We start from the raw sequence: 13773 nt of genomic DNA, 5'->3' as shown, positions 1-13773 counted from the left end.
GGGTTAGAAGCTGATGTTGGCGCCCAGGTTCACGACGCGCTGCTGCGGATAATAGTAACCCGAGTTGTTGGGTATCTCAGGATCAAACGACGGCCCGAATTTGTCGATCGAGAACAGGTTGCTGCCATTGATATAGATCCGCGCGCTGTGCATTTTGGCCTTTTTCAGCAAGCTGGAAGGTACAGTAAAGCCCAACTCGACATTTTTCAGCCGCACAAATGCCGCATTGCGCAGCCAGAAATCGGAAGTGAGCGTGTTCACGCCTCGGGAAGCGCCGGTAGGGCCATTGAAATTGCGCGGGAACTGGTTATCCCCTTCTTTTTGCCAGCGGCCGTCGAAAAACTCCCTGGCCATGTTCAGTCCCGCGGGTGCGAGGTACGACTGCGCACGCGCCTGCCCCTGCACAAAGAGCGAAAGGTCCAGGTTCTTCCATGAAAGTCCGAGCGAAGTACCATAGATCAGCTCTGGCGTCCGCACGGAAGATTGTCTAACCTGATCCAGTCCATTGATAGCACCGTCGCCATTGATATCCTTGTAGCGGATATCACCGGGCGCGGTATTGGCCGGGTGCGGGCTGGCGTCGATCTCAGCCTGGTTCTGGTAAAGGCCGTCGGATTCGTATACGAGCCAGGTGTCGATCGGGATGCCGGTTTTACGCTGGTAGGAAGGTACGCTGGCGGCTTCATCCATGAAAATGACCTTGTTGCGGGCGAAGGTGAGATTACCCCGGATATTATACCCAAAGCTCGTCCCGATCGTACCATTATAATAGGCTTCCAGCTCGATACCCCTGTTCAGCACCTTTCCAAGGTTCTGGTTGGGCAAGGTTAACCCCGTGTATGCGGGTACGGACTCGCTGCGTGTAATGAGGATACCCGACCGCATAGAACGAAAATAATCAATGGTCAGGCCGAGTTTGCCTTTGAGAAACTGCGCATCCAGCGCTATGTCGGTGGTGGTGGCTACTTCCCAGGTAATGTCCTTATTAGGCGTCGGGCCGGGCACGAGCGAACTTACCTGCGAAGCAGTCGGGCCGAGCGAATAGCCATAGCCGGTTCCGAGGAGATAGGTTTGAATGTAGTTGAATGCCGAAACGACATCATTTCCCGTCTTCCCCCACGAACCGCGCAATTTCAGCTCGGTAATGCTTTTGGAATTGAAAAAATCCTCCTGCGAAATGCGCCAAGCCGCCGAAACCGCCGGGAAAAAGCCGTAACGTTTTCCTTCGGGAAAGTTCTGCGAGCCATCGTAGCGCATGTTGTAGTCAAAAAGGTATTTGTTCTTGAAACCGTAGGAAGCGCGTGCGATGAAGTTGTTGCGGCCGGTTTGAGCCGCGGTGGAATTGTTCTGCTGACCTATCAGACTACCCGCCGAAAGCTGATCGAGCGAATTGCTGAGAAAGTTCGAGCGGAATGCGCTGATTTCGTCGGCATTTCCTTCGAAACGCTCGTATGCCGCAAAACCTTCCACGGAATGGTCGCCGAACCGGTTGTTATAGCCCAGCCGGATGTTCATCAGGTTCTGTTTCAGTGTACCCCGCACCTCCGACAGGCTAGGCTTAATGGCCGAGTTGATCTGCACATAGTTACCTGTCGCGCCATCGTAGCGGAACGAAGGGGGTGGTGTTTTGGTAAATGCCTTTGTTTTCGAAAAGGTAAGGTCATAGGCATAATAACCATCCACAAACAGGCCGTCGACCACTTTGGACAGATCCCATTTAAAATAGGTTTTGGTTTGTAAAAAATCGTTGGTAGCGCGGTTGTAGCCGGCTTCTCCGCTGGTGATGTACACCATGCTGTTGTTAGGCCCGCCGCCGATCCCCGGCCCCACGAGGCCGTTCGGGTAAATAGGCACAAGGTACGGGTAAGCGAGCCACAGCTCCCGGAATATCGCCCCGGCATTGTAGTTGCCCACTGCCGAGTTGCGGAACTCGTTTCGGTACAGCACGTCCACGCCGATTTTCAGATTGTCGGTAACGGCAATATCCACGTTGGCGCGCGCCTGGGCCTGCTTGTAATAGGCGGCGTCTTTTTTATAAATGCCATCCTGCTTCTGGTACTGGCCCGAAAGGAAATAGGTAACCTTGTCGGTACCACCGCGGAGAGAAATGACCTGGTTGTGCTGCAATGCCTGCTTTTTCATGGTCGCGTCCCACCAGTCGGTGCTCGGGAACGATAGCGGGTCGGAGCCGTCGCGGAACTTCTGCAACGAGGCGTCGGGCCAGGTGGGTTTCTGCCCGATCATCTGGTCGTACTCGTTGGTCGCCAATGCGTATTCGTAGGAATTGAGCATTTGCGGCACGCGCGTCGCCTGTGTGAGTGACCAGTTGGTACCAATGGACAATACCGGTTTGCCGGCCTGACCGCGCTTGGTCGTGATCAGGATCACACCGTTGGCCGACCGCGCTCCGTAAATCGCCGCAGTAGCGTCTTTGATCACCGTAAACGACTCGATATCCGCCGGATTGAGTCGCGCGAAGCCCCCGGAGCGATCGGGAATGCCGTCGATCACGACCAGCGCGCCGGTGCTGCCGAGCGTCGCCTTCCCGCGGACGAAAATCTCCGCATTGTCGTTACCCGGCTCGCCGCTCCTTGTGTTGGCGATCAGGCCGGGTACACGACCGGCAATGGAGTTGGTGAGGTTACTCGCGGGCGATTTTTCAAGTTCAGTACCTTTGATCGTCGATACCGAACCGGTGAGGTCCGCGCGGGTTTTGGTCCCGTACCCTACCACCACCACTTCGTCGAGCGCTTTGGTGTCGGCTTCCAGGAGCACGTCGAGTTTCGTCTGCCTGCCTACCTGTATTTCGCGGGGAATATACCCGATGTAGGAAAAGACCAGGACCGCATCGGCGGAGGGCACATTAATCGTAAAATTTCCATCGGCATTAGTTGACGTGCCGCCATTGGCACCCTTGATAATCACACTCACGCCGACTAGCGGGCCGGAAGCATCCGTTACCCGGCCCGAAACCGGAACCTGGGCCCTGACCGCCGAAGCGCCGAACAGCAGTAGCACGGCCAGAAGCAGTGGAGAAAAGCGGGTAGAAAAAATCATGTTAAAAAGGGTTATGAAGTGAAACACGAGCCGTTCAGGCCGACCTCCGGATGCCGCCCGACACAACTACTGTCTAATTTTTTATCAAAAGAACACAATTTTTAACTAACCTATACTATTCTATACTATTTTTTATAAAAATATTTTTAGAAACGACCAACATGTTACCTACGCAGCATTCAAAGATTAAACACCTGTCAATTAGTATCAAAAAGACACTTTTAGCTAACGCACTACCAAAATCTCAACCACTATACTATTCTATACTCGAATACAAGCATGAACCGACTTGTGAGTTGAAGGAAAATAGCAGCGTACAGTCCCGTACGCTGGCGAAGGCTATTCCAATACCTCAATAATGGAATTATAGATGTATTGAAGATCGGCATTACTGATGCAATACGGAGGAACGAGGTACAGTACGCATCCTAGCGGACGCAGCAAGATACCCTTGCCGAGCAATGCCTCGAAAACATGCCGGCATTGATTCCGGAAGTACGAATCCTTCCCGTCATGACCCAGGTTCATAGCCAGGATCGTCCCGCATTGCCTTACTGTATGGATGGTCGCGTGCGACGCCACCCGTGTGCGAAACGCCTCGTGCCGGGCGGCAATTCGTGCAATGGAAGCTTGTGTCTCTGCACTTTTGAGCAAATGCATACTGGCCAACGCTGCCCTGCATGCCAGCGGGTTGGCGGTAAAAGAATGCCCGTGGAACAATGTGCCGTATACGTTGTCGGTGCAAAATGCCTGGTGAATAGCCTCCGTGCAGGTAGTCACGCCCAAAGGCATAGTGCCGCCTGTGAGTCCCTTGGAAAGGCACATGATATCCGGTTTTTCGGTGAGATGGTCGGCCGCGAACATGCGCCCGGTACGTCCGAACCCGACGAATATCTCATCCTGGATTAGCAGGATACCTTTGGAGCGGCAATAGCGCATCAGCGCATCCAGGTGGGCGGCCTCGTACATCAGCATTCCACCCGCGCCCAGCACGAGTGGCTCGTACACAAAGCAGGCGATCTGATCCGCATGCTGATCGATTAATGCCCTAATTTCCGGCAGGTTATCAGTGGTGGGAAGGTCGATATGGACGACGTCGAAGAGCAAGTCTGCGAAGGGTTCCGTCCAGCCGCTGCGGCCGCTTACGGCCATCGCCCCGAAAGTATCACCGTGATATCCCAGCCTGAAGGCCAGGACTAGAGGCTTCCGTTCGCCCCGGTTGTAAGCATATTGCAAAGCCATTTTCAATGCTACTTCCACTGCGGTAGAGCCGTTATCCGAGTAAAAAACCTTGTTCTGATTTCCAGGCAGCTCCGCCAGCAATGCTTCCGCGAGCGCTATGGCCGGCGGGTGGGTAAAGCCCGCGAAAATAACGTGTTCCAGCGTACGCAACTGCTCCGATACCTGGTCGGCAATATAAGGATGGGCATGGCCGTGCAAATTAACCCACCACGAAGAAATGGCGTCGATGTAGCGCTTGCCGGTTTCATCATATAAATGCGCCCCCTCGCCGCGCACGATGGCCACAGCTTCGCCGGCTGTCTTGATGGCTGTAAACGGGTGCCAGTTCACCGCACGGTCGCGCTGTCCCCAGGTAAGGTTTTGGGTATTCATAGGTTAATTGTTTTAATCAAAGGGTAATCGGTGGTCGGACTACCGTGCTCACGGCTTAAGCGGCGGGCGGCACGGGCAATGCTTTGCGCATTCAGCGTTTTGAAATCGGGAATATCGATTGCGGTAGTCTGAATATCCGGGTAAGAAAGCAGCACACGGCGGGTGTCTTCATCAAACGGGCCGTTGAAAATCAGGTATTTTAAGGGAATAGACCTTTGTTGGAGGGCTTGAATAGACAACAAGGTGTGGTTTATACAGCCGAGATAATTCCGGGCGACCAATGCGACCTCCACGCCAAGCTGCTCTATCCAGTCGATCATGCATAAGTGGTCGTTGACAGGCACATACAATCCGCCGGCGCCTTCTATAATCAGGTTGTTCCGGGTTTCGGGGAGTACCAGGTTTTCCGCAGAAATGAATTTCTGTTCCTTCCGGGCCGCTTTGTGCGGTGACGCGGCCAGTTTCAGCCGGACCGCTTCCGGGTGCGTCACGGTGCCCGGGCTTGTCAGTTCCGAAACCGTTTTCCGGTCGGTTTGATCCAGCCCTCCCGCTTGCACAGGTTTCCAGTAATCAGCTTTCAACCATTCCGTCAGTACGGCAGAACAGACTGTTTTCCCTACATCCGTGCCGATTCCGGTAACAAAAAGGATTATGCGGTCAGTTGTCATGGAGTTCTTTTAAAATGGCTGTGAGCTGTCGGATCTCTTCGTTTGTATTGAAAGCGTGCAAACTCACCCGCAGACGTTCGGAACCTTCCTTAACGGTAGGTGGCCGCACCGCAAACGTGAACAGCGATTGACTTTCGAGCATTTCCTCCACGGCCGCCAGTCTGGCAATACCCGGGCACGGGACCGCCTGAATCGGGCTCCGCGCACCCGAAAACGTGGGTAGTCCGGCTGCGGAAAAGTGCCGGATCCGGTCTTGCAGGTCTTCGTGCAGGTGCGGATTCATTTTCAGAAAAGTATAATTGTTCCTGATAGTGACCGCAAAAAGGTCGGGCAGGCCAGTGGTGTAAATGAACGGGGCCGCGAAGTTAATTAGGTAATCTATGACCGTTCCGTGGGACAAAATGACTGCCCCATGTGCGCCCATGGCCTTCCCGTACGTAACAATGGTCGCGAATACGCGCTCCTGCAAATGCGCGTCGCACACGAGACCGTACCCGAAAACACCCATGGCATGCGCTTCGTCCACAATCAGCGAAGCCCCGTAACGCCCGGCGAGCGCGACCAGGTCGTGAAGCGGCGCAAAATCACCTTCCATCGAATAGAGGCTTTCCACGGCGATCCAGCATTTGCCTTTCGCTTTGGCCAGTCGGTTTTCCAAATGGTCCAGGTCATTGTGCTGAAACCGTATTTTACCGGCAAACGAAAGCCGGCACCCGTCCAGCACCGAGCGGTGAACAAACTCGTCGAGCAGGATGGTATCATTCCTTTTCGGGAGGCAGGAAAACAATGCCAGGTTGGCCATATATCCCGACGGAAACAGCAGTGCCCGTTCGGTTTGGTGTTCCGCAGCGATAAAATCCTCGACGGACAACGTCAATGCCGAGTTCCCGCTCACGAGCCGCGACCCGGTGCCGCCGCGGAGCCATTGCGGATTATCATGTAGGGAAGCCAGCAGCATTTCGTGGCAGGCATTGTTCGATGCAAGGCCCAGGTAATCATTGGAATAAAAATCGACGCCCGGCTCCCTCGTTCGGAGCGTTCGCAACATTCCTCGTTCCTCCCGGTCGGAAAGGGCCTGCGACAGGCGTGCCAGCAAGTCGTCATGCATCGGCCAGCTCGCTTTCCAGCCGGCTCAGCCACCGGTTAAACAGCCCTTCCTCCATTTGCTGCAATACTTCCGCGTGTGTCTGCCAGTCTTCCGAGAATTGGCTCAACTGCGAAGTCATTTCTTCCAAATGCCCCTCCTCTTCCGCGATGATCGACTTTACCGTCACCGGATGGGAAGCCGCCGAGAGCGCATGCTGGTAAACCGGATACAGTTCATCGGCCCTTATCTCAATAAGATAGGTAACAAACAGATAAGCTGCATAGCGAAGCTGCGCTCCCTTCAAACCGAACACGCTTTTGATATATCGGCTGCATTGAATATCCAGCAGGGCGAGATATTGCCGGGTGGATATCGCGGCAAACAGGTAAGCATCCGAATAGTCCGGGCAGGATGCCGGAGCGAGTTTCGAGATCTGCTTCTTTAAAATATAGGCGTGCCTGTGCTCCTCGGCGGCGTGTTTTAACTGCATGATCTCCACCTGCGTACGGTCTTCACAAGCGGATATCTTTCTCGCACCGGCATTTTCAAGATATGAAAGGGTATTCAGCCAGCGGGCATGCAGATGGTCCTGCTGTACTATTCGTTGGATCAGGTTATACATAGCTCATTTTTGAGCCAAAAGTATATCCCAACCGGACGCTCCGGGTGTCCCGGTTTTGATTTTGAGGGTAGTCCGGAACTGTTCAAAACAAAGGGACAAGTCCGCACAACCGGCGAACCTATCCCTTTCATCGAACGTACCGCTGTCGGCAGGTATGCTTTATTCTACCACCAGCCAGGTATATCCCTCCGCCGGGATCTCCACCTGGTAGTCTACCTCGTAGTTCCGGCCCACCTTATAGGATTGCGACGCACCTTCCTTGACGCGAATTTTCACCGATTGATCCTTGCCCGTGTAATACACAGGCAGTTTCACATTCCTGGTCATCTTCTCGCCGGTCGGATTGTAGAGCATTACCAGCGCTTTCACCGGCAGCTCCGGGTTCACGTGCATGATACCATCCCAGTCGCGGCCATCGGCACGACGCAGGTGGATGATGTCGGAATTGAGGATATCGCGGTACTTTTTATACCAGCTGATCACATCGCTGACAGTCTTTTTGGTTTCATCGGTATCGTACAGGCGGGGACCACGGTAACACGCCTGCACCCCTGCGCCATAATATTGCATCATCAGCTGCTCATACGCATCGAGATGTTCCGACAACGGTTCAAGCACCGCCTCCGGCCCACCGCCCTGGTATTTGGTCAGCGGCACAAAGCCCCAGACCATAGAGGGCGTTTCGTTCCAGGTAGCATCGAAGATATTCTGGCGGTTCAGGATCTTCTGCTGCTCGCGCGGGAGTGAGAAGTTCACCTCCCGGTAGCCGAGCGCTACTTTGTTGGTACCGTCCAGGAAATACCAGTCGGGTGCATTTACGTAAATACCATTTTCGGCGCACCAGTGGTAAAGACCTTTTTGAAGCGCCATTTGTTTCCATTGAGAGTCGGCCAGACCTTCGTGGCCCGGGTGCGAGGTGGATGCACAGACGTCGCCCGGGTAAGGTCCGTCATTTTCAAAAATATCAAAACCGGTGTGGCTCATGAATTTTTTGAGTTTGTCCAGGTAAGTCAACCCCCATTTGCTGCCGAGGCAAGGCGCATTGCCGAAGAATGCACCGCCGGTTTTGCCGGTTTTAGGGTTGATCACATCGTCCTCTTCGCTGATCTTCCGCGAACTGAAAAGCGAATAGCTGCCGATCAACACCTTTTTACTGTGAGCATAATCGGCCAGGTCTTTCCATTTTTTGAGGTTTTCGGCAGAAATGTCCTCCATATTGCAATGGCTCCCGAAGCTGAGGATCAATGCTTCGTAACCGGTCGCAGCGCATTGGTCGATTGCTGTACGTACCTGTTCGTCGTTTTTGCTCACCAGGTGCATAAAAATCGGGTTAACCGTGGTCCAGGGCGCGATGGTCCTGTACATCTTACGCACGGCCATTCCCTTGCGCTCGCGGTCGTAGCTGTCCATCAGCAGCTCGTAGGTGCGGATCGATTCCAGCTTTTCCCCGGCTTTGAGCCGTGTCCCCATCGGCACTTTCGGATGTACTTCCAGCAGGCAGGGCGTCTGGTAGTCGTAGTTCACCTGGGAGGTGTAGCTTTTATCCACTTTCCAATGCGTCGCCTGGTCGCTGAGCCCGTAGCGCATGGCATTGTTGAATGCGAAGTTGTTTTCGATGTACAAACCATTCGGCTTGGCCATTTCTTCCGGCTTCCCCACTACGGCGCTCTCCTCTTCCGTCACGGCCAGGATCTCGTTCACGACCTGGTCCACCGTTACATCTCCCTTGCTTTTATTTTCAATCGTCACCCATTTGGACACCAGCGGGATACCGTCAAAAATCGCGTAATGCACGTACACATCCACGCCCGCCAGCGCAGGAAGTGATGAACCGAAGCGAAATGTCACTTCGCTTCCCGTTGCATTTTTCCTGCTTCCGGCCCACATGGACGTCTTCCATTTCAGGTAGGGCACTATGGGCGAGATTTTAAAATCGACATAATGAAAGGCGCTATCCGACACTCTCAGCTGGTCGATCCACTGCGGGAGCAGGTATGCGTTCTCTTTTTGGCCGTATAAACCACCCACGTTGTAGGCGACGCCATTCAGTACTACTCTCGCCTCGGGTTTCACCGCGCGGAGGAGTTGCTGCCCGTTGGTCAGGTTCTTGTATTCAATGCAAGCCAAGTCGGGTTTCAGGCGGAACACTCTCCGCACCAGGCCATTGGACATCACAATATCGCTGCCATTAGCCGACTGATCGATACGCGCTTGGGCAGTGCCAGCGTTGATGAGCCAGTCGCCGGGCGCCGGGACGCCGGCCGCCGAACTGACCGTTTGCGCCCCGGCGGCCGGCGCACCCGCGGAAAAACTGAGCAGACCGAGTGCTAAAACAAGGTATTTCATAAAAGGTAATTGGGAATTTGGTTAAGGGTGGTTTAGCTATTTCACTGACAAAGTGAATGAGAAATATGCCAAATACAAAAGATTCCCACGATTTACGGAATTCCCCGTTTTTCTCCCGGCATGATTTTTGTGTTAAAATAGATCTTGCCGATTGCCACCTGCCATTTTAACTTCTTTCACGTCAGACACTTATGAAAAATCTATCCATTTGGCTTGCATGTGCCAGTTTGCTGGTACCGGCTGCCGGTATGTGCCAGGTCGCCCAGGGCCTGTTGGTTTCCGCCGCCGATGAGCGGCCTGTTAAGGGAGATGCCGGGTATTTCTTCGCTTTAAGGCAGGTACCCTTGTCCGAAAAACATTACATTTTCCTGGCGGATCCGCTGAAAAGGGCTGTTTATGTAGACGGCGGCAAGAAAATCCTGTTAGGCCACACCATGACCGTCCGCAGCGCCAAAGGCTTCGATATGTACTTTTCCGCAGCCGATTACAATCTCATTCTGACTGTGAAGGAAGCAAAGGAAATTGTGGAGGGAAGTATCGGATATAAGGGTACGTTATCAGTCCGGCACGGTTCTGAAAAACACAAACTGGCCGTCCATGGTTTTCAGAACCGCTGATAAATGTGGTTTAATGCACCAACTCGACCTTCCCTCCCGCCGGTGCACTGAACGTGATCACCTTTCCGTCGTCTTTTATCTTACGCACGCCTTTGGTCATCGTTAATTTGAGACCCGAGGCTGGCAATTTCAATGAAAACGTTCCCGCTTTCTCGGCCACAAGGCTGATTTGGACAATCTTTCCTTCTTTCCTCCGAGCACTCACCAGCACCGCACCCTCGGCACGGAGGTTGCTGAACGCGGCATTCCTCCAATCCGCCGGCAATGCAGGCATAATCTCGATCGCATCGCCGTAGCTTTGCAGCATCATTTCCTGTAAACCCGAGGCAAATGCGAAGTTCCCTTCCAGCGTGAACGGGCGGTAGGTGAATTTGGAAAGTCCGGATTTTGTCTGGTCACCATTGGCGTGGAAGCTGTTCGGTAAACAGAATGCCCTTGCAAAAGTTGCGAGTGCGTCCCTGGCCCCCGCTCCGTCCCTGGCGCGTGCTTTCAGATTGGCGAGCCAGGAGTAGGAATACCCGCACCACCAGTCCGGCCCCACTTTATCGAGCAGGGCAATCGTATTCGTAATCGTTTTTCGGGCCTGCTCCCCGTCTTCCCATCGGATCAGCCCCAGAGGATGAATGGCCATCAAATGCGAAAAATGCCGGTGCGACTCGTTGTAAGGCAAAGTGCGGGCAAACATCAGTTCATGATTTTCTGTCCGGGCAAAATCCGGGAATTCAGCCAGAAGCTTGCGCCATTTTCCGGCCTGCTCCTTATCGCCTATAACCTCTGCCAACTCGGCACCGGCCTGGAATGTGAACTTGATGATCGCCAGATCATAGTTGGTCGTTTCGGGGAACCACGCTTCCAGGCGATTGTCCCTGATCTCCGGGCTCGAACTGATCGGCAGGTGCCGTTCGCCTTTTTCGTTTTTGATCGTAATATTTTCAAACAGCGTACAAGCCTGTTTGAACCACGGATAGGCACGTGTTTTCAGGAAAGCTTTATCCATTCCATACCGCCATTGCAGGTAATAATGATGGGCCAGCCAGCCCGAAACCGTCGGCGAAAGCGAATACTGGATCCAGCCGCCCATCTCGGTACCGTCCAGGGTCGTGACGCCGGGTACGGCTAGCCCATCGACGCCAAAGTACAGCTTCGAATAACGCAGATAGTTCTCCTTGTTTTCGTCGAGGTGGTCGAGGTAACCCAGGGCTTCTTCCAAATGGTTACCGCTGTATGCAGGCCAGTAACTCAGTTGAGTGTTCAGGTCGTGGTGGTAATCCCCTTTCCAGGGTGGAATGCGGCCGTTATCGGCTGTCCAGACGGCCTGCAAGGAGATCGGGGGCGCACCGCGGCGGGCCGCCGCTCCGAATTTGTACTGTTCCAGATACCATTGCTTTTCGATGAGCGGGTCGGGCACGGCAATGGACGACATCCCCCAAAAACGCTTCCACCAGGCCTGATGCGACGTCATCGCCGTAGCATAGGTTTGTGTCATCGCATTTTGGGTTAAGGTAGCCGCCCCGGGTTTTACAGGGGCTTTGGGATAATGCGAAGAAACACTCCATACGCCCTCCACTACCCCATTTTGCAATGGCTTCCAACGCACCGCAACCTCATAGCGGAACCCGCCCCAGCCTTCCTGCCGGTAGGTGATGCTGCCCGGCCCGGGGGTAATCGTACCCTGCTTGTAGCCCAGGCGCGCGAGGTCGTCACCCACGAGGGAGTTTACCGTGCCACCTTCCTTCACCGCTCCGGTATACTTCGGCGCCACGATCTGCGGCAGCATTTCCTGCTGCACGTTTTCAAACCGGAACCAGCCCACCGGCTCGGTGGCGTGCACAAATGTTTTCAATACAACCCCATTCGACCATTCCACCTCGGCAGTGGCCAACGCGAGCAGCACCTCGGCCCGTTTCACCTCCCATCCGTCGGGCAAATCGAACTCCAAAGCTCCCGCCGGAATCTTGGACGGAGCGGGCTCCCGGTCGTAGGGCGCATCGAAATACTGCTGGACCGGCTTGTAATCCTTTTTACGGACCTGTTCCTGAACCCATTTATACCTGAACTCCTCCCGGTGGAGACCGGCCATTGAGCGCATATCCCACACATCGGCTCGATCAAGCGAAAAGCGCAGCTTGCCTTCCCGCTCCCAGATCAACGCCCCGATGGTACCATTGCCCAGCGGAAGCGCCTCGTCCCATACTTTGGCCAGTTGTTCAAAATGAAGATTATGCTGCTTCGCCGGTTGCGCGTGGACCGTGGAAAACGGCCACACGCACGCCAGCAGGATCGGAAGACAAATTCGGCGCTTAATATCCCTCATTTTGTTTCAATGCTTTGTTAATATCCATTTCGCTTTGCGAGAACGGCCAAATATAGAATTTATCGTCCCATTTCAACCGGATGTTGCTATGGATCAGCTTTTCGTTGATGTCCTTCCCAATGCGCCAGCGAACGATGTCGAAAAGCCGCAGGCCTTCGAATGCGAGCTCCCGCCTGCGCTCCTTACGTACGAGTGCGCGGGTGAGCGTGGTGAGTGCCGGGACGCCCGCGCGGCTGCGGATCGCGTTCACGTACGAGAGCGCCTTGGCGTCGGTAGTGGTGCCCCCCGCCTTTTCCATTTGCGCCTCGGCGTTCATCAGATAGATGTCCGAAAGCCGGAAAAGCACAATGTCGTGGCCGGTCAGAATGTCGCGCTCGCTGGGAATGAAGCGCCCGGGATCCCAGATCGCCGCAAATTTGATCAGGCCGTAATTGGTAGCTGTGAACTCGGTCTGGAATTTAAAACCGTCCTCCCGTTCGAATGTCGTTTTATTGGGTGAATAGTAATACCACTTTTTCAGACGAAGGTCGCCGGTTTCATATTCGTCGATCAGGTCCTTGGTCGGTGCGAGGCCGCCCCAGCGGAAAAACTCCACTTCCTGCCCCCCGTCGCCCGACTGACGCCCATCCCGGGTTTCGATGTATTTAATGGAGAAAATGATTTCCGGACAGGATGCCTGTCCTTTGCCTTTAATGAACTGGGATTCCAGGTCGGTTGCCAGCGAATATTTGTTCGACGAGATGATAGAAGAGGTCAGGGAAATCACATCATCCCATTTATTCTGAAACAATGCAATGCGCGCCTGCAATGCTTTGGCACTTGTTTTCACGGCATGTCCCGATTTGTACGTGTCATCGGGCAGGTTGGCCACGGCGAAATTCAGATCCTCCTCGATGAATTTGTACACCTCCTCTTTGGTCGATTTGGCGATGTTTAACTGCGCTATGTCCGAAGGCACTTCTTTATAAATCACCACGCCGCCCCAATGCTGCACCAGCTCGAAATAGAACATCGCCCGCAGGAACCGCGCCTCGGCTTCGTAGGCCTTGGCCGCCGCGTCGGGCAGGGCCACTTTTGTGAAGTTTTTGAGGAAAGTGTTGCAGCTGGCAATGCCCGTATAGCACGACGTGTACAGCGCCCTCGGTGCACCCGAGTTGGCCGGATCGAGCGTCCCGGACTGCATAAGGCGGATATCGCCGTAATGCTGTGCCCAGCCGTTGTCGGCCGCGGCATCGAAATAGCTGCGGTGCCAGGTGAGGTAAGTGCCTTTCAAACGGGCATAGCATCCTGCCAACCCCATTTGCACATCGCCTTCCGACGTCCAGAACTGCCCTGCGGCGATTTCCTGCGGCGGGTTTTTATCCAGAAAATCATCGCTGCAACCGGTCAGCGTGGCTACTAACAAAGCCGGCAAGAGAATATGGTTCAGAAAAGTTTTCATATGGTGT

Annotated in this window: 9 protein-coding genes; 1 reads left to right on the top strand and 8 read right to left on the bottom strand. The window is 54.2% G+C overall.

Annotated elements, in window-relative coordinates; all coding sequences use genetic code 11:
- Window positions 1–3: 3 nt before the first annotated feature.
- The 6 genes from AC2YIT_RS24955 to AC2YIT_RS24930 form a co-directional block, all read right to left on the bottom strand.
- Entirely contained in the window at window positions 4–3057 is a 3054-nt protein-coding gene (locus AC2YIT_RS24955) for a SusC/RagA family TonB-linked outer membrane protein (RefSeq protein ID WP_487280985.1), read from the bottom strand.
- Window positions 3058–3396: 339 nt separating this feature from the next.
- On the bottom strand, window positions 3397–4671 hold the full coding sequence (gene bioA / locus AC2YIT_RS24950; protein ID WP_430847009.1) for an adenosylmethionine--8-amino-7-oxononanoate transaminase: 1275 nt from the start codon (window positions 4669–4671) through the stop codon (window positions 3397–3399).
- Entirely contained in the window at window positions 4668–5339 is a 672-nt protein-coding gene (gene bioD, locus AC2YIT_RS24945) for a dethiobiotin synthase (RefSeq protein WP_430847007.1), read from the bottom strand. Before bioD ends, bioA begins: the two co-directional genes overlap by 4 nt.
- Window positions 5329–6447, bottom strand: coding sequence for an aminotransferase class I/II-fold pyridoxal phosphate-dependent enzyme (locus AC2YIT_RS24940; RefSeq protein ID WP_487280984.1), 1119 nt, complete (start codon window positions 6445–6447; stop codon window positions 5329–5331). The genes bioD and AC2YIT_RS24940 overlap by 11 nt, the downstream gene beginning before the upstream one ends.
- A complete protein-coding gene (locus tag AC2YIT_RS24935) occupies window positions 6440–7048 on the bottom strand; it encodes a hypothetical protein (protein WP_487280983.1) in 609 nt (202 codons plus the stop codon). Before AC2YIT_RS24935 ends, AC2YIT_RS24940 begins: the two co-directional genes overlap by 8 nt.
- 159 nt (window positions 7049–7207) lie before the next feature.
- Entirely contained in the window at window positions 7208–9394 is a 2187-nt protein-coding gene (locus AC2YIT_RS24930) for an alpha-galactosidase (protein ID WP_487280982.1), read from the bottom strand.
- 191 nt (window positions 9395–9585) lie between these two features.
- Between AC2YIT_RS24930 and AC2YIT_RS24925 the strand changes: the two genes are divergently transcribed.
- Window positions 9586–10011, top strand: coding sequence for an immunoglobulin domain-containing protein (locus AC2YIT_RS24925; RefSeq protein ID WP_487280981.1), 426 nt, complete (start codon window positions 9586–9588; stop codon window positions 10009–10011).
- Window positions 10012–10021: 10 nt separating this feature from the next.
- On the opposite strand, the gene AC2YIT_RS24920 is transcribed toward AC2YIT_RS24925, so the two are convergent.
- Together AC2YIT_RS24920 and AC2YIT_RS24915 are read right to left on the bottom strand one after the other, a co-directional pair.
- Entirely contained in the window at window positions 10022–12325 is a 2304-nt protein-coding gene (locus AC2YIT_RS24920) for a glycosyl hydrolase family 95 catalytic domain-containing protein (protein WP_487280980.1), read from the bottom strand.
- On the bottom strand, window positions 12312–13766 hold the full coding sequence (locus AC2YIT_RS24915; RefSeq protein WP_487280979.1) for a RagB/SusD family nutrient uptake outer membrane protein: 1455 nt from the start codon (window positions 13764–13766) through the stop codon (window positions 12312–12314). Before AC2YIT_RS24915 ends, AC2YIT_RS24920 begins: the two co-directional genes overlap by 14 nt.
- Between the last annotated feature and the right edge of the window lie 7 nt (window positions 13767–13773).

The organism is Dyadobacter sp. SRI_021 (assembly GCF_057586235.1).
Note: the sequence above shows the minus strand (reverse complement) of the source record. Positions and strands in the feature narration are given on the sequence as shown.

What these genes read in the sequence shown, in the direction of transcription:
- AC2YIT_RS24955 (WP_487280985.1), bottom strand. Translation starts at nt 3,057, where the DNA reads ATGATTTTTTCTACCCGCTTTTCTCCACTGCTTCTGGCCGTGCTACTG.
- bioA (WP_430847009.1), bottom strand. Translation starts at nt 4,671, where the DNA reads ATGAATACCCAAAACCTTACCTGGGGACAGCGCGACCGTGCGGTGAAC.
- bioD (WP_430847007.1), bottom strand. Translation starts at nt 5,339, where the DNA reads ATGACAACTGACCGCATAATCCTTTTTGTTACCGGAATCGGCACGGAT.
- AC2YIT_RS24930 (WP_487280982.1), bottom strand. Translation starts at nt 9,394, where the DNA reads ATGAAATACCTTGTTTTAGCACTCGGTCTGCTCAGTTTTTCCGCGGGT.
- AC2YIT_RS24915 (WP_487280979.1), bottom strand. Translation starts at nt 13,766, where the DNA reads ATGAAAACTTTTCTGAACCATATTCTCTTGCCGGCTTTGTTAGTAGCC.
- AC2YIT_RS24940 (WP_487280984.1), bottom strand. Translation starts at nt 6,447, where the DNA reads ATGCATGACGACTTGCTGGCACGCCTGTCGCAGGCCCTTTCCGACCGG.
- AC2YIT_RS24935 (WP_487280983.1), bottom strand. Translation starts at nt 7,048, where the DNA reads ATGTATAACCTGATCCAACGAATAGTACAGCAGGACCATCTGCATGCC.
- AC2YIT_RS24925 (WP_487280981.1), top strand. Translation starts at nt 9,586, where the DNA reads ATGAAAAATCTATCCATTTGGCTTGCATGTGCCAGTTTGCTGGTACCG.
- AC2YIT_RS24920 (WP_487280980.1), bottom strand. Translation starts at nt 12,325, where the DNA reads ATGAGGGATATTAAGCGCCGAATTTGTCTTCCGATCCTGCTGGCGTGC.